Source organism: Hydrogenophaga intermedia (assembly GCF_023715105.1).
Lineage (GTDB): Bacteria > Pseudomonadota > Gammaproteobacteria > Burkholderiales > Burkholderiaceae_C > Hydrogenophaga > Hydrogenophaga intermedia_A.
Genome location: NZ_JAMBNO010000011.1, coordinates 1 through 18615 on the forward strand (window position 1 = coordinate 1; position 18615 = coordinate 18615).

The 18615-nt window shown below is 69.9% G+C and carries 20 protein-coding genes; 5 read left to right on the top strand and 15 right to left on the bottom strand.

The window, feature by feature from the left end; genetic code table 11:
- The coding region (locus M3149_RS23310) for a TonB family protein (protein WP_251709584.1) at positions 1 to 656 on the top strand (656 nt) is incomplete at its 5' end.
- Here the strand turns inward: M3149_RS23310 and M3149_RS11565 are convergent.
- From M3149_RS11565 to M3149_RS11590, 6 genes are read right to left on the bottom strand one after another with little or no spacing between them, the layout of a single operon-like run.
- A complete protein-coding gene (locus M3149_RS11565; RefSeq protein WP_251709586.1) occupies positions 653 to 1453 on the bottom strand; it encodes a S1 family peptidase in 801 nt (266 codons plus the stop codon). The two genes, M3149_RS23310 and M3149_RS11565, sit on opposite strands and share 4 nt — an antisense overlap.
- Positions 1450 to 2394, bottom strand: coding sequence for a glutathione synthase (gene gshB, locus M3149_RS11570; RefSeq protein WP_251709588.1), 945 nt, complete (start codon positions 2392 to 2394; stop codon positions 1450 to 1452). The genes M3149_RS11565 and gshB overlap by 4 nt, the downstream gene beginning before the upstream one ends.
- A complete protein-coding gene (locus tag M3149_RS11575) occupies positions 2391 to 3575 on the bottom strand; it encodes a benzoate/H(+) symporter BenE family transporter (protein WP_251709590.1) in 1185 nt (394 codons plus the stop codon). Before M3149_RS11575 ends, gshB begins: the two co-directional genes overlap by 4 nt.
- A 28-nt stretch (positions 3576 to 3603) precedes the next feature.
- The gene (locus M3149_RS11580; RefSeq protein ID WP_251709592.1) at positions 3604 to 4137 is read right to left on the bottom strand and encodes a hypothetical protein; all 534 of its coding nucleotides are present in this window, start codon (positions 4135 to 4137) and stop codon (positions 3604 to 3606) included.
- 42 nt (positions 4138 to 4179) lie between these two features.
- Positions 4180 to 5715 (bottom strand): OmpA family protein, encoded by a 1536-nt coding sequence (locus tag M3149_RS11585; RefSeq protein WP_251709594.1) that lies wholly within the window; start codon positions 5713 to 5715, stop codon positions 4180 to 4182.
- Positions 5715 to 7319 carry a hypothetical protein gene (locus M3149_RS11590; RefSeq protein ID WP_251709596.1) on the bottom strand — a complete coding sequence of 535 codons (1605 nt, stop codon included), beginning with the start codon at positions 7317 to 7319 and terminating at the stop codon, positions 5715 to 5717. Before M3149_RS11590 ends, M3149_RS11585 begins: the two co-directional genes overlap by 1 nt.
- A gap of 137 nt (positions 7320 to 7456) precedes the next feature.
- Between M3149_RS11590 and M3149_RS11595 the strand changes: the two genes are divergently transcribed.
- Positions 7457 to 8410, top strand: coding sequence for a helix-turn-helix transcriptional regulator (locus M3149_RS11595; protein ID WP_251709598.1), 954 nt, complete (start codon positions 7457 to 7459; stop codon positions 8408 to 8410).
- Here M3149_RS11595 and M3149_RS11600 read toward each other — a convergent pair.
- Together M3149_RS11600 and gshA are read right to left on the bottom strand one after the other, a co-directional pair.
- Positions 8407 to 10278, bottom strand: a complete 1872-nt coding sequence (locus M3149_RS11600; protein ID WP_251709599.1) for a potassium transporter Kup — start codon at positions 10276 to 10278, stop codon at positions 8407 to 8409. The two genes, M3149_RS11595 and M3149_RS11600, sit on opposite strands and share 4 nt — an antisense overlap.
- Before the next feature lie 144 nt (positions 10279 to 10422).
- Positions 10423 to 11715: a glutamate--cysteine ligase gene (gene gshA, locus M3149_RS11605; RefSeq protein ID WP_251709601.1), complete on the bottom strand. Its 1293-nt coding sequence runs from the start codon at positions 11713 to 11715 to the stop codon at positions 10423 to 10425.
- Positions 11716 to 11849: 134 nt separating this feature from the next.
- On the opposite strand from gshA, the gene M3149_RS11610 reads away from it, so the two are divergent.
- Positions 11850 to 12128 (top strand): BrnT family toxin, encoded by a 279-nt coding sequence (locus M3149_RS11610; protein WP_251709603.1) that lies wholly within the window; start codon positions 11850 to 11852, stop codon positions 12126 to 12128.
- Entirely contained in the window at positions 12103 to 12375 is a 273-nt protein-coding gene (locus M3149_RS11615) for a BrnA antitoxin family protein (RefSeq protein WP_251709605.1), read from the top strand. Before M3149_RS11610 ends, M3149_RS11615 begins: the two co-directional genes overlap by 26 nt.
- A 7-nt stretch (positions 12376 to 12382) precedes the next feature.
- Here M3149_RS11615 and M3149_RS11620 read toward each other — a convergent pair whose 3' ends face one another.
- From M3149_RS11620 to M3149_RS11640, 5 genes are all read right to left on the bottom strand, one after another.
- Positions 12383 to 12769, bottom strand: a complete 387-nt coding sequence (locus M3149_RS11620) for a RidA family protein (RefSeq protein ID WP_251709607.1) — start codon at positions 12767 to 12769, stop codon at positions 12383 to 12385.
- 16 nt (positions 12770 to 12785) lie between these two features.
- On the bottom strand, positions 12786 to 13265 hold the full coding sequence (locus tag M3149_RS11625; protein WP_251709608.1) for a DUF1772 domain-containing protein: 480 nt from the start codon (positions 13263 to 13265) through the stop codon (positions 12786 to 12788).
- 7 nt (positions 13266 to 13272) lie between these two features.
- Entirely contained in the window at positions 13273 to 13731 is a 459-nt protein-coding gene (locus M3149_RS11630) for an SRPBCC family protein (protein ID WP_251709610.1), read from the bottom strand.
- Between the two features lie 154 nt (positions 13732 to 13885).
- Positions 13886 to 14251 (bottom strand): hypothetical protein, encoded by a 366-nt coding sequence (locus tag M3149_RS11635; RefSeq protein WP_251709612.1) that lies wholly within the window; start codon positions 14249 to 14251, stop codon positions 13886 to 13888.
- A 2-nt stretch (positions 14252 to 14253) separates the two neighbouring features.
- Entirely contained in the window at positions 14254 to 15534 is a 1281-nt protein-coding gene (locus M3149_RS11640; RefSeq protein ID WP_251709614.1) for a glutamate-5-semialdehyde dehydrogenase, read from the bottom strand.
- 83 nt (positions 15535 to 15617) lie between these two features.
- Between M3149_RS11640 and M3149_RS11645 the strand changes: the two genes are divergently transcribed.
- Entirely contained in the window at positions 15618 to 15935 is a 318-nt protein-coding gene (locus M3149_RS11645; RefSeq protein ID WP_251709616.1) for a YnfA family protein, read from the top strand.
- A 158-nt stretch (positions 15936 to 16093) separates the two neighbouring features.
- On the opposite strand, the gene M3149_RS11650 is transcribed toward M3149_RS11645, so the two are convergent.
- Both M3149_RS11650 and M3149_RS11655 read right to left on the bottom strand, forming a co-directional pair.
- Positions 16094 to 17728, bottom strand: coding sequence for a DUF3455 domain-containing protein (locus M3149_RS11650; RefSeq protein ID WP_251709618.1), 1635 nt, complete (start codon positions 17726 to 17728; stop codon positions 16094 to 16096).
- 26 nt (positions 17729 to 17754) lie between these two features.
- Positions 17755 to 18600: a class I SAM-dependent methyltransferase gene (locus M3149_RS11655; RefSeq protein ID WP_251709620.1), complete on the bottom strand. Its 846-nt coding sequence runs from the start codon at positions 18598 to 18600 to the stop codon at positions 17755 to 17757.
- Positions 18601 to 18615 lie beyond the last annotated feature (15 nt).

Here is an 18615-nt window from a genome sequence, read left to right on the forward strand (position 1 = left end):
AAGCCGCAGCGCGTGAAGCCGCAGCGCGTGAAGCCGCAGCGCGTGAAGCCGCAGCGCGTGAAGCCGCAGCGCGTGAAGCCGCAGCGCGTGAAGCCGCAGCGCGTGAAGCCGCAGCGCGTGAAGCCGCAGCGCGTGAAGCCGCCGACCGGGCCGCGGCGGCGCAGGCCGAGCGGCGCGACGCCGAGGCCCGACGCGAGGCGCGCTTGCAGGAGATCGGCCGCCAACTCAATGAGGAGGCCGACCGCCGCCGCGAAGCTCAGGAGCGGCGCGAAGCCGAGTCACAGCGCGAACCGTCTGCCAGCCCGCTGCGCCGTGTTCGCCTGCTCGGGCGATACGACCCCAACCCCGAACTCGTGCGCTACGCCGAGGTCTGGGCGCGGCGCATCGAACTCAACACCCTGCCCGATGCGTTCGGCACTGCGCGGCAGCAGCCCCACGTCGACCCGGTGGTCAATGTGGCGGTGCGCAGCGACGGCACGGTGGAGTCCGTCACCCTGCTGCGCTCCAGCGGGGTGGCGGCGCTGGACGCCGCCATCGAGCCGATCGTGCGCAGCCCTGCCGTGCAACTGCCCTTCCCACCCACGCTCGAGCGGTTGTACGACGTGATCGAGATCCGCCGCAGCTGGCACTTCGACACCGCGGTGCGGCTGTACTAGGCCGTGCGTCGCGCGCTGGAATCCTGCGTCAGCGTGAGCAGGATGTCGGCGTACCAAGCGCAGTTCAGGCCCAGCGATTCGTCGAGCACGTGGTCGCGGTTGCCCATGTCCATACGCGCCGAGTGCACGCCCAGCAGCCGCCAGGGCAGCGCATCGGTGGCAAGCGCGGCATCGCGCATCACCACCGGCGCGCCGCTGGTGCCCCGGTGGGTGCGCGCGTCGGTGAGGAAGTAGCCCCGCCCCTGGAAGCGGATGCCGAAGGGCGACGCGATGGCCGCGTGGCGCAGCACCGGTAGCTGGTGCACCGTGTCCTGAAAGCCCAGCGGGTAGCCGGCGATGCACAGCGTGGCGTCGATCGGCACGGCCTTGAAATCGCGCGCCAGGTGGGCGGGCGTGAAGGCAAACACCAGCGCACCCGCGGGCAGCGCCGGGCGCTGGATCTCCAGCACCGCCACGTCGATGTCGCCGCCGCCGTCCTGCCCCTGGTGCCACGCCGCCACGCCCTTGGCGTAGAGCGGCATCGAGAAGCCAGTGCAGCGCGTGAGGTCGCGCGGATCGAGGTGCAGGGTGATCTCGATGCGGTCCGGGCGGTGATCGCTCTCCTCGTCGATGAACACGTGCCGGCTGGTGGCCAGGAACAGGCGCTCGCCGCGCTGGAAGAAGAAGCCGCTGGCGTTGGTGAGCGGCTGCGTGCCGTTGAAGGTGGCCACGCGCGGCGTGGCCAGGAACAGCGGGTCCACCGCGGGCGAGGCACCGGCTTCGGGCACGGCAGGGGCGGCGGCGGGCGCGGCGCTCATCGCAGCGCCGCTTCGAGCGCGTCGACGAACATGGCCGGTACGTCGAAGCCGGTCTGCTGCTGGATCTCCTGGAAGCAGGTCGGGCTGGTGACGTTGATCTCGGTCACGCGGTTGCCGATCATGTCCAGCCCCACGAGCAACAGGCCGCGCGCGGCCAGCACCGGCGCCATGGCCTCAGCCACCGCGCGGTTGTCGTCGGTGAGCGGCTGGGCCACACCCTTGCCGCCGGCCGCCAGGTTGCCGCGCACCTCGCTGCCCTGCGGAATGCGCGCCAGAACGAAGGGCGCCACCTTGCCGCCGATGAGCAGCAGGCGCTTGTCGCCATCCACGATCTCGGGCAGGTAGCGCTGCACCATCACGCTGGTGTGGCCACCGTGGTTGAGCGTCTCGATGATGGAGCCGAGGTTCATGCCATCGGGCCCGACGCGGAAGATGCCCATGCCCCCCATGCCGTCGAGCGGCTTGAGGATGATGTCCTTGTGCTCGGCGTGGAAGTGGCGGATCGCCTCTGGCGAGCGCGTCACCAGCGTGGGCGGCGCGTACTGCGCGAACTCCATCAGCGCGAGCTTCTCGGGGTGGTCGCGCAGGGCAGCGGGCTTGTTGAACACGCGCGCGCCCTCGCGCTCGGCCTGCTCGAGCAGGTGGGTGGCGTAGAAGAACTCGCTGTCGAAGGGCGGGTCCTTGCGCATGACCACGGCGTCGAAATCCTTGAGCGCCTCGCGGCCCTGGTGCGTCACGCGGTACCAGTCGTCGAGCGCGCCGGTGAGTTCGATGCGCCGCACCAGCGCCGTTACCGGCTCACCGCCCTGCCACTGAAGGTGCTGCGGTTCGCACGCGGCCAGCGCATGGCCGCGCCGCTGCAGCTCGCGCATCATGGCGAAGGTGCTGTCCTTGTAGGTCTTGAAGCTCGCCAGGGGATCGGCGACGAAGAGAACGTTCATGATGCTTTCGGATGGGTGCGGTACTGTTGCACAAAGAGCGCGATCGCGCCCGCGACCACGCCCCAGAAGGCCGAGCCGATGCCGGCGATGACGACGCCGCTGAGCGTGACGAGGAAGGTGATGAGCGCGGCCTCGCGGTGCCGCTCGTCCTGCAGCGCGGTGTGCAGGCCACCGCCGATGCTGCCCAGCAGCGCGATGCCGGCGATGGCCATCACCAGCTCGCGCGGGAAGGCAATCAGCAGGCCCGTGACCAGCGCGCCCACCAGGCCGATGCCGCCGTACAGGGCGCCACACACCACGGCCGCGGTGTAGCGCTTGTTGCGGTCGGGGTGGGCCTCGGGGCCCATGCAGATGGCCGCGGTGATCGCCGAGAGGTTGAGCGCGAAGGCGCCGAAGGGCGCGAGCACCAGCGTGGCGATGCCGGTGACGGTGAGAATGCGCGAGATCGGCATGTCGTAGCCCGCGGCGCGGATGGCCGCCACGCCCGGCAGGTTCTGCGAGGCCATGGTGACGATGAAGAGCGGCAGGGCCAGGCTGGTGAAGGCCGCGAGGCTGAACGCCGGCGCGGTGAACACCGGCACCGCCCATTCGAGCGAGATGGCGCCGGCGTTGAAGCGGCCAGCCATCACCACCTGCGCGATGCCCGCGGCCAGCGTGAACACCACCGCGTAGCGCGGCGCAAACCGCCGCGCCACAAGGTAGACGCCCAGCATCAGCACCACCAGCCCGAGCGCGGTTTGCGCTGCACCGAACGCCTGCAGGCCGAAGCGCGCAAGCACACCGGCCAGCAAGGCCGCGGCGATGGCCATCGGGATGCGGTTCATCACCCGCTCGAACCAGCCGGTGGCCCCCGCCAGCGTGATCAGCGCGCCGCACATCAGGAAAGCGCCGATGGCCTCGGCCATCGAGAAGCCGCCGGCCAGGCCGGCGCTGGCCAGCACCGCCGCGCCCGGTGTGCTCCACGCCACCATCACCGGCTGGCGCAGCACCAGCGAGGGAATCACCGTGCACAGGCCCATGCCCACGCCGAGCGCCCACATCCACGAGGTGATTTGCGCCGGCGTAGCGCCGAAAGCCTGCGCGGCCTGGAAGACGATGGCCACCGAGCTGGTGAAGCCCACCAGCACCGCGACGAAGCCCGCGGTGGCGGCCGAAAGGCTCAGATCCTTGAAGAACGACATGCGGCATTTTGCCGCCCGGCGCGTCCCCTCAGAGTCCGTGGGCCTTCACGAGGGCGTCGGCGAAGGCGCTGGCGCGCTCGCGCCGTGCTTCTTTCTGCGCTTCGTCTTCCTTGAGCACCACGTGGGGATTGACCGTGATGGCTGCGACCGCACCGCTGGTGTGCGGGAACAGCGTGAGACGTCCGCGGTCCTTGCGCATGACCAGCGTGGCCGCGCCGCCAGGCGATCGGGTCGCCGAGAAGCGGCCACCGCCGTACTGCGCGATCTGCTGCAGCGTGCTGTCGCGCTCGGCCACCAGGTTGGCGGGCGTGTCCCACTTCACCACCGACGCGGTGAGCACCGGGTTGCCCTTCGCGGTGCGCCAGACACAGGAGACGTCGGCGCGTGTGGTGCGCAACTGGGCCTTGACGCCCTCGCCCACCAGCGGCGCCACGGTGGTCGCGGGTAACCAGTCGCAGGGCGATTGGCGGATCAGCGCCTCCCAGCGCTCGGCGGCGCTCGTCTGCGCCAGCGCGGCAGCGGGGGTGAGCAGGGCCGCGGCGACGAAGATGGCAATCCTCATGGGGTGTGACAGCGGCGTGCGCATCGGCGACTCCTTCGATTCTCAGCGCCGGGTGCCAGTGGGCGCGATCAGCAGGTCCACGCGGCGGTTCTTCGCGCGGCCCTCCTCGGTGTCGTTGGTCGCCACCGGCCGCGTCTCACCATAACCCTTCAGGTTCACGCGGTTGGCCGGCAGCGCCACGCGTTGACCGAGGTAGGTCCAGACCGATTTCGCGCGCGCCTCGGACAGCGCCAGGTTGGCCGCGTCGGCGCCGGTGCTGTCGGTGTGGCCTTCCACCGTGACGCGGATGTCCTTGCCGTAGGCCTGCACCTGCTGCGCCAGCGCGTCGAGCGCGGCCAGCGCCTCGGGCTTGAGCACCGATTTGCCGACGTCGAACAGCAGCGCGCTGTCCAGCGAGAGCCGGATCTCGGCGCCCACGGCGGCGATGGCGTCGATGTCGGCGCCCGCGTGGTTGCCGCCGCAGGCCTTGCCCGCGTTGCGCAGGCGCACGAAGCCGTAGCGCTCGCCTTTCTTCGCAAACGGGCGGATGTCGACGTCGGAGCGCGCGCCTTCGATCACACCGACCTCGACCCAATCGCGCCCGTCGACCGAGATGGCGAGTTCGGTGCGCTCGACGATGGGGCCGATCTCGAAGATGTAGAGGTCCACGCCCTCCACGTCCACCAGCACGTTGTCGGTGAACTGCACCACCAGCTCGCCGTCGCAGCCGAGCGAGATGAAATCGGCGCTGGTGGTGCTGCGGTAATCGGGTTCGCCGAGCGCCGAACCGGGGAAGTCGAACGGCGTGCGCGAGGGCTTGGCACCGGGCTTGAACGACACCGCCACATCGGCGAACGACAGCTGGCCCAGCGGCAGGCAGATGGCGCGCTTGCCGGTGCCGTAGACGAGGCCCGGGCAGTCCTTGTCGGGCCGGCCCGAGGGCGCGTCGGGCTTGATGCGCTCGTCGGCACTGTGCGGCATCATCGCCTCGATCTGCGCGAGCGAGATGCCATTCGGCCCGGCTTCCTTCATGAGCTGCTTCATGTCGGCCGTGGTGAGACCGATGCGGTTGCCGTTGGTGGCCAGCAGCGCATCCAGTTGCTCGCGTGGCATCGCCAGGCTGCCGCCCATGCCCTTGACCATGTGCTCCAGCGCACTGGCCGTCAGTTCGATGACCTGCCCGCGGCGCGCGCGCTCGATCGCCTCGCGCGCGCCGGGGGTGGCGTCGGCCAGGCGGTCGCGCGCGTCGCGCAGCTCGGCCGCGCGGCGCTGGCGGTCCTGCCGCGACGACGCCTCGGGCGGTGCATCGGCGCCGGGCAGGGCGCTGAAGTCGAGGTCGGGATACGCTTTTTGCAACGCCGCCAGACGCCCTGCGGTGGCGCCCAGCGGGCCGCTGCCGCGCTGCTCTTGCAGCAGGTAGCGGTCGCCACCGCGCGGAATCACCCACACGCGGCGATCACCGTCGTCCAGCAGCACGGTGGCCTCGGGTGGAATCGGCACCCTTTGCGACTGCGCCCAGACCGGCGCCAGGACGGCCAGGCACAGGGCGATCAAGGCATGGCGAAGTGCCTGGCGAAAGCGGTGGTTCGGCGGTCTCATCAGTCGCTGCGCTTGTAGCTGTTGGCCATGGTCTGGTGAAAGAACAAGCCCGAGGTCTGGCGCCACATCGGGTTGTTGTTGAGCTCGGTTTCGCAACGGCCAATGCGATCGAGGATGTCGGCCAGCCGGTCGTTGAACTCGATGAGCTTGGCGTCGTAGGCCTTCTTCGTGCCGTCGAAGGACTGGCGGATCGACAGCTTCTGCGCCGCCCAGGCGCCCTCCAGCAGGCTGTGCGGTTTGGGCAGCTTGTCGCCCAGGTCGATCACCTTGGTGACGTAGTCGCGCGTGCCGCTGTAGAGCACCCGCAGTTGTTCGTAGAGCTGCAGCTGGCGCTCGAAATCGGCCAGCGGCTGCGCGTAGCACTGCTGACACCGCTCGAAATGCGCCCACGCGGCATCGGCCTCGCTGGCACGCTGCACGCCGTCGCCCTCGATGCTCGGCGGGCGACACGACAGCGGCATTGGCGGAAAGCGATCCGGCTGGGGTTCCGCGTCGCGGTCCGAGTCGAGCAGCAGCTTCAGGCGCTCGATTTCGGCGCGGTTGCGTGCCACTTGCTGGGCGAGTTCACGCGCGTGGTTCTCGGCGGCGGCGATGCGCTCGCGGTAGTCGCCCTCGGGCGCGGCGCCGCTGTCGGCCTCGGCGGGGTCCTTGGGCGCGCCGGCGCTGGCGTCCTTGTCCTTGTCGCCGGTGCTTTCACCTTCGGCCGCCTTGTCCTTGTTGGCCGCCGTGTCGCGGGCGGCGTCCTTGTCCTTGTCGGCGGGCTGGTCGCTGTCCACCGCCTTGTCCTTGTCGACCACGTCCTCCTTGTCCTTGGACTCCTTGGGCGAGCCGGGGCCACCGGGCGGTTTCCAGCCCTGCACATCGAACGGGTTGGGCGCACCCGGCTGGGCCAGCACGGGCCCCGCCGGTGCCAGCAGCGCGCCGCTGGCGAGAGCGAGCGCGGCCCACGCCAGCGGGTCGCGCCCGCGGCGACCCCACCACCAGCCCGCCGCACCCATCGCCAGCGCACCCAGGGCCAGCGCGCCCCAGAGCACGGTGTTCGAACCTGCCCCCGCAGCACCGTCGGCCATGCCGGCCTGCGCCGCGCGCGCGGTGCCCGGCGCGGCATACACCGCTGCCAGCGAGCGCGGCACCGGCTCGCCCTGCCAGAACAGCACGGTCGCGCGCACCGGCTCGCCTGTGAGCGAGACCAGCCTCACGCCCACATCCCCGTGCGCGCGACCGTCGAAGCGAAACACGCCGCCCCCCTCGGTGCTGCCTTCGGCTTGCGCCTGCGCCCAGGCATGGCGGTGCAGGCTCACCCGCACCGGCCGCTCGGCGTGCTCGGCCACCACCTGCACGGACAAGGGTGCCGCCACGTTGAGACCGCGCACGTAGACGCGCTGCTCGCGATCACCCTGCAACCGCAGCTGGACGCGGCCCCATTGGCCGGGTTCGCCGCTGCGCTCGGCCAGGCGCACCTGCCGCGCCTTGACCTTGTCGCCCGGCGCCACCATGGGTTCGGCCAGGGCGGGCAAGACGGCGACGGTACCCAGGCACCACAGTGCGGCGTGCAGCCAACGCCGCCAGACCCGCCACTGCGCTTCACGCCATGCACGATTCACCGCCCACCTCCACGAGAGCCCCGGGCACGGGACCACGGACCGATGTTCCATGCGATCAATGGCGATGTTGCGACCGCGGTGCTGTGCTACACCGCCGACTGCTGTGATGGACAGACACAGGTTCAGGAGGACACGGCATGAACGACACAACCTGGCGAGTCGACTGGCGGGCCGCGCGCGCCCGAGCGCCCCATGAAGGGGCCAGCCTGCTGCGCCAGACGCGCAGCGCCCTGCGCTGCGAGCGCATCGGCCTCACGGCGGGGCTGGCCCTGTGCCAGGTGCAGGGCCACAGCGAGCAGGCGCTAACGCTCGAAGCCCCGGCGGTGAGCGAGCCGCGCGTGCACTGGCAATTTCTCGCCGATGGGGCGGGCCGCCTGCTCGACCCGCTGGGCGAGCACGACATCGCACCCGAGACGCCGATGCTGTTCGCGCCGCCGTCGGGGGGCGTGGCCTGGCAACTGCCACGCCGCGCGCGTGTGCACCTGATGAGCCTGGATGTCACCGCGTCGGCGCTGGGGCACTGGTGCGACAGCCGCCAGGCCCATGAGTTGCTGTTCCGCCGCTCGCAGGCCGTCGTGCTGGACCTGGGCCACCTGCGCAGCCTGAACGCACAACTTCGCACACTGCTGCACGCCGACCACCCGCGCGGGCCGACCTGGCGCCTGCAATGCGAGTCGCTGGCGCTGCAGTTGCTGGCCGAGGGCCTGGGGCATCTGGGTCTGCAGGCGCCATCCCCGCACATCGGCCCGGCCGACCGCACCCGGCTGCGACGCGCGCGCGAGTGCCTGCTGGAGGCACCCACCCCACCGGTGACGATGCTGGCGCTGGCGCAAAGCGTGGGGCTGCCCTTGCGGCGCCTGCAGCGGCTGTACGAACAGGAGCACGGCGAGCCGTTGAAGCAGGCGCTGTACCGCGCGCGCCTGGAGGCCGCGCGGCGTGCGCTGCTGGAGGGCGGCGCGTCCATCAAGCAGGTGGCATGGCGGGCGGGCTACGCCCACGCGACCAGCTTCACACACGCGTTCAAGGCCTACTGGGGGCACGCGCCGAGCGAACTCACCTCGCGCCGGACACGCGGCGGGCGTGGGACCTAGATCTCCACCTTCGAGCCGAGCTCGATCACCGCGTTGGCCGGCAGGTTCAGGAAGCCCGCCGCTGCAGCCGCGTTGTGGTGCATGGCGGCGAACAGCTTTTCGCGCCAGGGCGCCATGCCGCTGCCCAGCGTGGGCGTGACCACGTCGCGCGAAAGAAAGTAGCTGGTGGTCATGGGCTCGATCTCGCAACCACGCAGGCGCAACGGCTGCAGCGCGGCAGGCACGTCGGGGTCGTTCTTGAAACCGTAGTGGATGGTCACGGCCCAGCAGTCGTGCCCCAGCGGCTCGACCTGCAGTCGCTCGTTGAGGCCGATCCACGGCACCTCGTGCGAGCGCACCGTGACGAACAGGTTCTGCTCGTGCAGCACCTTGTTGTGCTTGAGGTTGTGCAGCATGGCGTTGGGTACCACGCCGGGCTCGGCGGTGAGGAACACCGCCACGCCGGGCACTCGAAGCGGCGGCTCGACGAACACCGCGTCCAGAAAGCCGCGCAGGTCGAGCGCCTCATCCTGCTGCGCTTTCGAGACCAGGCTGCGGCCCTGCTGCCACGTCATCATGAGCATGAACACCACGCCGCCGATGAGCAGCGGGAACCAGCCCCCGTCGAACAGCTTGAGCAGGTTGGAGCTGAAGAAGGCCAGGTCGATGAGGAAGAACACGCCGGTGGCGGCCACGCACAGCCACAGCGGGTACTTCCAGCCGTAGCGGATGACGAAGAAGGTGAGCGTGGTGGTGATGAGCATGTCCAGCGTGACGGCGATGCCGTAGGCCGCGGCCAGGTTGCTGGAGGACTTGAACATGACCACCGCGAGCACGATGGCGGTGAACAGGGCCCAGTTCACGAACGGGATGTAGATCTGCCCGGTGTCGCGCACGCTGGTGTGCAGCAACCGCAGCCGCGGCAGGTAACCGAGCTGGATGGCCTGCTTGGTGACGCTGAAGGCGCCCGAGATGAGCGCCTGCGAGGCAATGACCGTGGCCATGGTGGCCAGCACCACCAGCGGCAGCAGCGCCCAGGTGGGCGCCATGCGGAAGAACGGGTTGCTCACCGCGCTCGGATCGGCCAACAGCAGCGCGCCCTGGCCGAAGTAGTTGAGCGTGAGGCAGGGCATGACGACCGAAAACCAGGCCAGGCGGATCGGCTTCTTGCCGAAGTGGCCGAGGTCGGCGTACAGCGCCTCGGCCCCGGTGACGGCCAGCACCACGGCCCCAAGGATGATGAAGGTGGTGCCCGGCTGCTGCCACATGAAGCGCAAGGCATGGTGCGGGCTGAGCGCGCCCAGGATCTCGGGGTGGTGCACGATGTGCGAGACACCCAGCACCGCCACCGTGAGGAACCACACCAGCGTGATCGGCCCGAAGTAGCGCCCGATGCCGCCGGTGCCGCGCTTTTGCACCGCGAACAGCACGAACAGCACGATCAGCGTGAGCGGCACCACGTAGCGGTGCAGCGCGGGCGAGATCACGGTCAGGCCCTCCACCGCCGACAGCACCGAGATGGCGGGCGTGATCACGCCATCGCCGTAGAAGAGCGAGGTGCCGAAGATGCCGATGACCAGCAGCGCGCGGCGCAACGCGGGCTTGTCCTTCACCGCGTTCGCGGCCAGCGCGAGCATGGCGATCAGGCCGCCCTCGCCCGCGTTGTCGGCGCGCAGCACCAGCACCACGTACTTGAGGGAGACGATGGTCGTGAGCGTCCAGAAAATGATGGACAGGACGCCGTAGACGTTGTCGTGCGTGAAGGGCACGTGGCCGGATCCGAAGATCTCTTTCACGGCGTACAGCACGCTGGTGCCGATGTCGCCGTAGACCACACCGATGGCGCCCAGCGTGAGGGCGGCCAGCGAAGAAGGCGCGCGGGAATTCAAGCGAAAACCCCACCGGAAATCCGTGGGGCGTGTGCTCAGAGGCTGCGAATTCTGCGCCCGCCGGACGGCGCGCGCCATGGGCTGCAGGGCCTAAAACACGGGGAGTTGTGCAGTATGTTGCGCTGCAGCAACCTTGGCCCCCTTTCAGTCGAGGTTTTCCGCCTCGGGGTCGGTTGCTTCGAGCTCGTAACTGGCGGCCAGCATGGCCAGACGCCCGATCACGCCGTACATGTAGAAGCGGTTGGGCACGCTGGCGCCGGGCTTCACACCGGGCTGCGGCAGCTGCGCGCTTTGCTCGAAGGCCAGCGGCACGAAGCTGGAGCCCGGGGCGTTGAGGTTCTCGTCCTCGCCACGGTCGGCGTGGATGCGGTAGAAGCCGCCCACCACGTAGCGGTCCATCATGTAGACCACCGGTTCGGCCACGGCGCTGTTGATGCGCTCGTGCGTGAGCACGCCTTCCTGGATGATGACCTCGGTGACGGCCTGCCCGGCCTGCACCGTGGCCATGCGCGCGCGGGCCTTGGGCGTGAGGGCGTCGAGGTCCTTCACGTCGCGCACCGTCATGATGCCCATGCCGCCGGTGCCGTTGTCGGCCTTGACCACCACGAACGGCTTCTCGTTGATGCCGTATTCCTTGTACTTGCGCCGCACCTTGGTGAGCAGTGTGTCGGTGTTGGTGCGCAGGCATTCGAGCCCGTCGTCGGCCGTGAAATCGACCTGGCCGCACTGGTTGAACATCGGGTTGATGAGCCACGGGTCCATGCCGAGCAGCTTGCCGAAGCGCTTGGACACTTCCTCGTAAGCCTTGAAGTGCGTGCTCTTGCGCCGCGTGGGCCAACCGGCGTGCAGGGGCGGCAGGAGGTACTGCTCGTGCAGGTCCTCCAGGATGCCGGGCACGCCGGCCGAGAGGTCGTTGTTGAGCAGGATGGTGCAGGGATCGAAGTTCTTGAGGCCCAGGCGGCGCTTGCCGCGCTGGATGGGCTCGAGCGTGACCTGCCCGCCATCGGGCAGATCGATCTTCGTCGGTGCGGTGATGTCGTTGGAGAGCGAGCCCAGGCGCACATTGAGCCCGGCCATGTAGAAGATCTTCTGCAGCGTGGCCAGGTTGCTCAGGTAGAACGAGTCGCGCACGTTCTCGGGCACCAGCAGCAGGTTCTTGGCCTCGGGGCAGATCTTCTCGATCGCCGCCATGGCCGCCTGCACAGCCAGCGGAATCATCTCGGGCGTGAGGTGGTTCCAGCCGCCGGGGAACAGGTTGGTGTCCACCGGCGCCAGCTTGAAGCCGGCGTTGCGCACGTCCACCGAGGTGTAGAACGGCGGCGTGTGCTCCATCCATTCCAGTCGGAACCAGCGCTCGATCACCGGCGTGGATTCGAGGATGCGCTGCTCGAGTTCGTTGATCGGGCCGGTGAGGGCAGTGACGAGGTGGGGGACCATGGGCTGCTGGATAGGGCGGTGGGGGTATCCATCATAGGGATGCCCCAAGAATGTTCGATGTGAGGCCGTGGGCCAGGAATGCAAGCAGCGACGGCTGCGGCTGGTCAGACCATCAAATCGTACATACAATCTGGATGCGCATCACCTTCGATCCCGCCAAGAATGAGCGCAACGTTCGCGATCGCGGCCTGTCTTTCGAGGCGGTGTCCGGCTTCGATTTCGACAGTGCCCTGGTCTGGATGGATGAACGCCAGCCCCACGGCGAGACGCGCTACGTGGCCATCGGCTGGCTGCATGGCCGCCTGCACGTGCTGTGCTTCACCGAAGCGCCCGGGGGAATCCGGGTGATCAGCCTGCGCAAAGCCAACCCCAGAGAGGTCCGCCGCCATGCCCAGAACCCGACCACTGATTGACGCCAAGGGAGAGGTGCGCGAACTCGCGACGCGAGACCTTGCCGGCTTTCGTCCTGCTGATGAGGTGCTGCCGCCCGCGCTGAAGCGCCGCCTCGGCGTGCGGGGTCCGCAGAAGGCGCCGACCAAGGAGCGCATCACGATCCGCCTGTCGCCAGACGTGGTCGACGCCTTCAGGGCAACGGGCGAAGGTTGGCAGACGCGGGTCGACAGCGCGCTGAAGGACTGGCTCAAGTCACACCGGCCTTGAAGTCGGTTCACGCCCCGCCCTTGAGCGCTGTGACCTCGATCTCGATGCGCATGCGCGGATCGGCCAGGCCGGCCGAAATCATCATGGCCGCGGGGCGAACCTGACCAAAGTAGCGCTGCAGCACCGGCCAGGTCTTGGGGAATTCGCTGCCGTCGGGCAGCACGTAGGTCACGCGCACCACGTCGCGCAGGCTGGCGCCGGCCTGCTGCAAGGCCGCCTCGATGTTGCGCAGGCATTGCTCGGTCTGTGTCTCGATGTCGGGCGCGATGGTCATGGTGCCGTAGTCGAAGCCGGTGGTGCCGGAGACGAACACCCAGTCGCCCTGCACCACGGCGCGCGAGTAACCGATCTGCTGCTCGAAGGTGGAGCCGGAGGAGATGAGGCGGCGTGACATGTCGGCGTCCTTGGGTTCAGTGGTGGGAAAGCGCCAGCCCCCAGGCCAGCAGCGCGATCGACAAGGCACCCAGTGCCGTGCGCACGTGGTTCCAGCGCAGCCAGTCGTGCGCGTAGCGCGGCCACAGCACCTGGGCCTCGCGCAGATCAACGCGGGCCAGGCGGTTGTTGAGCGGCACGTTGAAGGCCGTGGTGATGCCCAGTGGGCCGAGCAGGTAGGCCAGCGCGCCGGCGGCCAGGGCGATCGCGCCCGCGCCGCCCTGCCACAGCGCACCCCCACCCAGCAGCACGCACAGCAGCGCTGTGCCCAGAAAGGGCAGCAGGAACAACGGGCGCACGATCAGCACGTTGATGCGCTGCATGGTCGACATGCCCTCCTCGGGGGGCAGCTCGAGCAGCGCGCGCATGACCACGAGCGAGAAGGCGAACAACAGGCCGGTGATCAGACCGGCGCCGACGAGGGCGGCAATCGCGGCGAGCTGGAGCAGGGTCGGCATGCGCCGATCATGCCCGCTCGGGCGACTCACACAAAGCCTTCAGGCGCGCCAGCGCCTGGGGCCAGGTCTCGTTCATCATGGCCGCCCATTCGGTGGGGATGTCCTGCTCGATGTCCAGCCGCGTGCCACCGGCCTCGGGCGTGAAGCGGTAATTCTCGTAGGCCGGCGCCCACGCCTTCACGGCCTCGCTCGTGGTGTCTTCGATGCCATTGGCAATGAGGCCCAGATGGCGGATGGAGACAAAGGCGTGGCGGCGGTTCTCGGCAATCTCGGCCACCATGCCGTCACCCGAGGGCGCAAGAAAGCGGATGCGTGCGCCCGGCGCCCAGGAGCCCTCGTAGGTCGAGCCTTCACAGAAGGCCGAGGTCCAGTCGCGGTAGGTGTCGAGTTCGAGCATGGTGGCCCACACGCGCACGACGGGGGCGGCGATGTGGGTGCTCAAGCGCAGGTGTTGCAAGCGGTTCATGAAGCCTCCAGAAGGGGTGGGCAGGTCATGACTCGACGTTGCAGCGCGGCAGGATTCGACACCGGTGATCCAGGCCGTCGCGGTGGACCGACCGCAAGGTAGGCCACGTAGCCCAGGTGCGTCATGCCCATGGCGGCACCTGCTGGTCCGTGGTTCAGCGCTGCGGCTGCGGCCGCACGCAGGCGCTGGCGCTGGCCGGCACGCAGGCACCGGCGCAGGCCGCCGCGCCATAGCGGTCGATCGCCACCGCGCCGTGCGGCTGGTTCGAGCAGAAGACGTCGCCACGCTGATCGCGCACGCAGTTGCCCGGGCCGCAGACGAGGTCGCCATAGCGGTTGGCCAGGATGCCGCCACCGGCGTTGGAGCACAGCACATCGCCGTAACGGTTGGTGAGGCAGCGCCCCTCGGGCGGCGGGCACACGATGCGGCCTTCCCGGTTGGTGGTGCAGGCCACGTCGCCCGAGGCCATCGCCGACGACGCCGCGAACACCAGCCACAGGAATGGAGCAAGCAAGCGCATGTTCAACCCCGCACCTCGCCTTCGCCCAGCACCACGTACTTGAGCGAGGTCAGGCCTTCCACGCCCACCGGGCCGCGGGCGTGGAACTTGTCGGTGCTGATGCCGATTTCAGCGCCCAGGCCGAACTCGAAGCCGTCGGCAAACCGGGTGCTGGCGTTGACCATCACGCTCGCGGAATCGACCTCGCGCAGGAAACGCTGCGCGTGCACGTGGTTGGTGGTGAGGATGGCGTCGGTGTGGTGGCTGCTGTAGCGGTTGATGTGGGCAATGGCCTCGTCCACACCGGCCACCACTTTGATGCTGATGACGGGCGCGAGGTATTCCTCGTACCAGTCCTGCTCGGTGGCGTCGACCACCTTGGCGCCAGGCAAGCCCGCAAGCAGCGCCTTGCTCTCGCCGCACACGCGCATTTCGACGCCCTTGGCCGCGAAGATGGCGCCGATCTGCGGCAGGAACGCATCTGCCACGCCGCGCGCCACGAGCAGGCTCTCGGTGGCGTTGCAGGGGCTGTACTTTTGTGTCTTGGCGTTGTCGGTCACCTTCACCGCGAGCGCGATGTCGCACGGGTCGTCCACGTAGGTGTGGCAGTTGCCGTCCAGGTGCTTGATGACCGGCACCTTGGCCTCGGCGCTGATGCGCTCGATCAGGCCCTTGCCGCCGCGCGGGACGATCACGTCCACGTACTGCGGCATGGCGATGAGCTGGCCCACGGCGGCGCGGTCGGTGGTGGGCACGAGTTGCACCGCGTCGGCGGGCAGGCCGGCGTCCAGCAGTGCGCGCTGCACCAGCGCGGCCAGGGCCCGGTTGGAATCGATGGCCTCGGAGCCGCCGCGCAGGATGGCGGCGTTGCCGCTCTTGATGGCCAGCGACGCGGCCTCGATGGTCACGTTCGGGCGGCTCTCGTAGATCATGCCGAACACGCCGATGGGCACGCGCATCTGGCCCACGCGGATGCCGCTGGGCATCTGCTTCATGCCCGAGATCTCACCAATGATGTCGGGCATGGCAGCGAGCTGCTCGCAGCCTTGGGCACAGGTTTCCAGCACCTTGGGCGTGAGCTTGAGCCGGTCCACCATCGGTTCGGCCAGGCCATTGGCGCGCGCGCGCTCCAGATCCTTTGCGTTCTCCACCGAGAGTGGCTGCACGCTCTCGCGCAACAGCGCGGCCAGACGGCGCAGCGCCGTGCCCTTGGCCGCGGCGCTGGCCTTGGCCATCAGGCGCGAGGCCGCCAGCGCCTGCTGCCCCAGGGTGTGCATGAGTTCGGTGGTGTTGCTCGCGTTCATGGGGTGGGATTTTCGCACCGGCGCCACCCGGGCGCGCACCGTGGGGCCGCAGGGGCCGATACTGCGGGCACCCGAGCCCACCCATGCGCACCGTCCTGCTCTACCTCGCCACCGCCCTGGCCGAAATCGTCGGCTGCTACCTCGTCTACGCCTGGCTGCGCCTGCACCAGTCGGCCTGGCTGCTGCTGCCGGCCGCGCTGGCGCTGGCCGCCTTCGCCTGGCTGCTAACGCTGCACGACACGGCCTCGGGCCGGGTCTATGCCGCCTACGGCGGTGTCTACGTGGCCGCCTCGCTGGCCTGGCTGTGGGCGGTGGACGGCGTGCGGCCCACCGGCTGGGACGTGGCGGGCGTGGCGGTGGCGCTGCTGGGCATGGGGCTGATCGCTTTTCAGCCGCGCTGAGACATCAGCGCAACCGGATCGCCACGGTCCGACCCACCGGCACGCCGGCCGCGACGTTCTGCGGGGCGCTCGGCCAGGCCGAACGCTCCGCAGGTAGCGCCGCCGCGGACGCGCGCCAGGTAGCAGGTAACGCCATGCACAACGCGATGGGCCACGCTTCAGGACACGTAGAACAGGTAGTCCGCCGTGTACGGCACGCGCTCGGTCTCGCCCACCGCGGCCGCGCTGCAGGCACGGGCCGGCGCCGTGCCGCCCTGGGTGTTGACACGCTGGATCTGGGTCACACGGGCGAAGCGGCCCTCGTTGCCCACCGAGCGCGCGGACAGCAGCAGCCAGGGGATCGCGTCCGCCTGCGGTGCGTCGGCGCGCGCCTGCACCGCGCCCACGATGCGGCTGCCGTCGGCGGCCTGCCAGTGCGGGCCGCTGTCGTGCGAGCCCACGGGCTTGCCCGCGGCATCGAACAGCTCGGCCTGCGGGCCCACGAAGATCCACTGCGCGCCGCCCGGTGCAGCGGCATCGGCCCGGCATTCATAGACCTGCACGCCGCGCGCCGCGATGCGCTCGGCAAAGCGGGCGGCGCCCTGGGGTGTCAGGGCGGGCGGCACGGCCGCGGCCAGCGGCGGCTGGGCCACCCGCGCCACTGCCAGCGCCCCCACCTGTCGGCCCATGTCGGTGCCCACCTCGGTGGCGCTGCGGAAGTGGATGCCGGCCCACACGCGCGCGTCCGCCACCTCCTGAACAAACGCGTCCACCGATTTCCAGCGCCGCGTGGCGCCGTTGGCCGTGGGGCTGCTGGTGCTCAGCTCGGGCAGGCGCGACCGGCCCACCTCGGCCTTGATCACTTCGCCCACCGATGAGGCCAGCACGCTGTGGGCGCTCGGGTACTCGGGGTGCATCGGTGTGTCGATCAGCGGCGTCCAGCCGGCCTGCAGGTCGGTCGCGGGGTGCTCGTCGCGGTCGCCGTTGCGGATGGCGGTGACGGGGCGCCAGAAGTGGTGGTGGTACTTGGCGTCCATCACGGCGATGACGGCATCGTCCATGGCCTGGCCGGTGGCCGCGAACAGGCGCGCGTTCTGCGCCAGGCTGCGCCCGGGCTGCTGCGCCACCGAGCGCACCACGCCGTGGTAGATCGCGGGCAGCGAGTATTCCCAGAAACGCGCCACCGCGGTCTGCTCGGCGCTGCGATGCGTGCTGGCCCTGGCACCGAGGGCTTTCACCTCGTTGTAGTCGCGCGCCCATTGCGCGCTGTTCAATGCAGGCGGTGGCGCGGGGCGGAACTGCGCGGCGTCGTTCATGAGCCAGGGTTTGCGCTGCGGCCATTGCGACGCTGCCGCGGCGGCGGTGGGCACGTAGACACCGGGCGCGGCGTGGGGGCGGTAGCGCTCGGGCGTGGCTGCGCCGTCGTCGGCACGCCAGGCCAGCACGCGCGCGGCCACGCCGGCCGCGGTGGACTGACCATCTCCCAGGCGCGCCAGCGCGGCCTGGTAGGCGGCGGTGATGGCGGCCTCCTGCTGCGGCAGCAGCTTGCCCAGCGCCACGCGGTTGGCGGCGGCCACCGCCGCCTGTTGCGCGGTGGCGTCGGCCTGTGGCGGCAGGGCGGACACCGCCTCGTGCACCGCGGTCTGCACCAGGGCCATCACGCGGATCGCGGGTGGTGTGCCCATCTTCGCGGCGGTGATCAGTTCGTCCGCGGTGCGGTTCCAATCGGTCACGGCGTCGGCGCACGCGCTGGCGCTGCCCAGGATGGTCGCCACCGCGATGGCGGCGACCGTGAAGGTGTGAAGGGTTCTCATGGTGTGCTCCGGATGGGCCCGTGCGTTCAGTGGCGGGTGATGACGATTTCGAGGTAGTCGCTGGGGATGACCAGGCCACCGCGTTCGGCGCTGTTGAACTGCTGCATCAGCGCGAGCAGGTCGGCCGTGAGCGCCTGCTGGCCGGTGGGGTTGAGCGCAGCGAAGGCCTTGAGGATGGGGCCGTAGTAGCTGCGGAACACCTCCAGCATGTGGGCGCTGGAGCGGTAGCGGAAATGGAACTGACGCACCTCGGTGGCGATGTGCGCGGCGTGCTCGCCGAAAAGCTCGGCGATCTGGCCCGGCGTGCCCCACAGCGCGGGCGAGCTCACGCCGGGCGGCGGCGGCACGTGCTTGCCCAGCGTCTTGAACACCTGGCCAATGAAGCCGGCCGGTGTCCAGTTGGCCATGGCGATGCGCCCGCCGGGGCGGCACACGCGCAGCATTTCGGCGGCCACGCGCGGTGGGTTGGGCGCGAACATGTTGCCGAAGGTGGAGACCACGGCGTCGAAGCTGGCGTCGTCGAACGGGAGGGCCTCGACGTCGGCTTCGAGGAAGTCGATGCCGTGCAGGCGCTCGGCGGCAGCACGTTCGCGCGCACGCTCCAGCAGCGCGGGCACGTAGTCGGTGGAGGTGACCTCGCACCAGCGGCGCGCGGCGGCCAGCGTGGCGTTGCCGTTGCCGGCGGCCACGTCGAGCACGCGCTGGCCGGCGCGCAGGTCGGCGGCCTCGCTCAGCGTCTCGCCAACGATTTGCAAGGTAGTGCCGACCACGGCATAGTCACCCGAGGCCCAGGCGGCTTTCTGGCGTTGCTTGATGGCGGCGAAATCGGGGGCCGTGGCGGCCGGGGCCGGCGCGGCGAGGGAAGCGGTCATGGCATTCATGGGGGT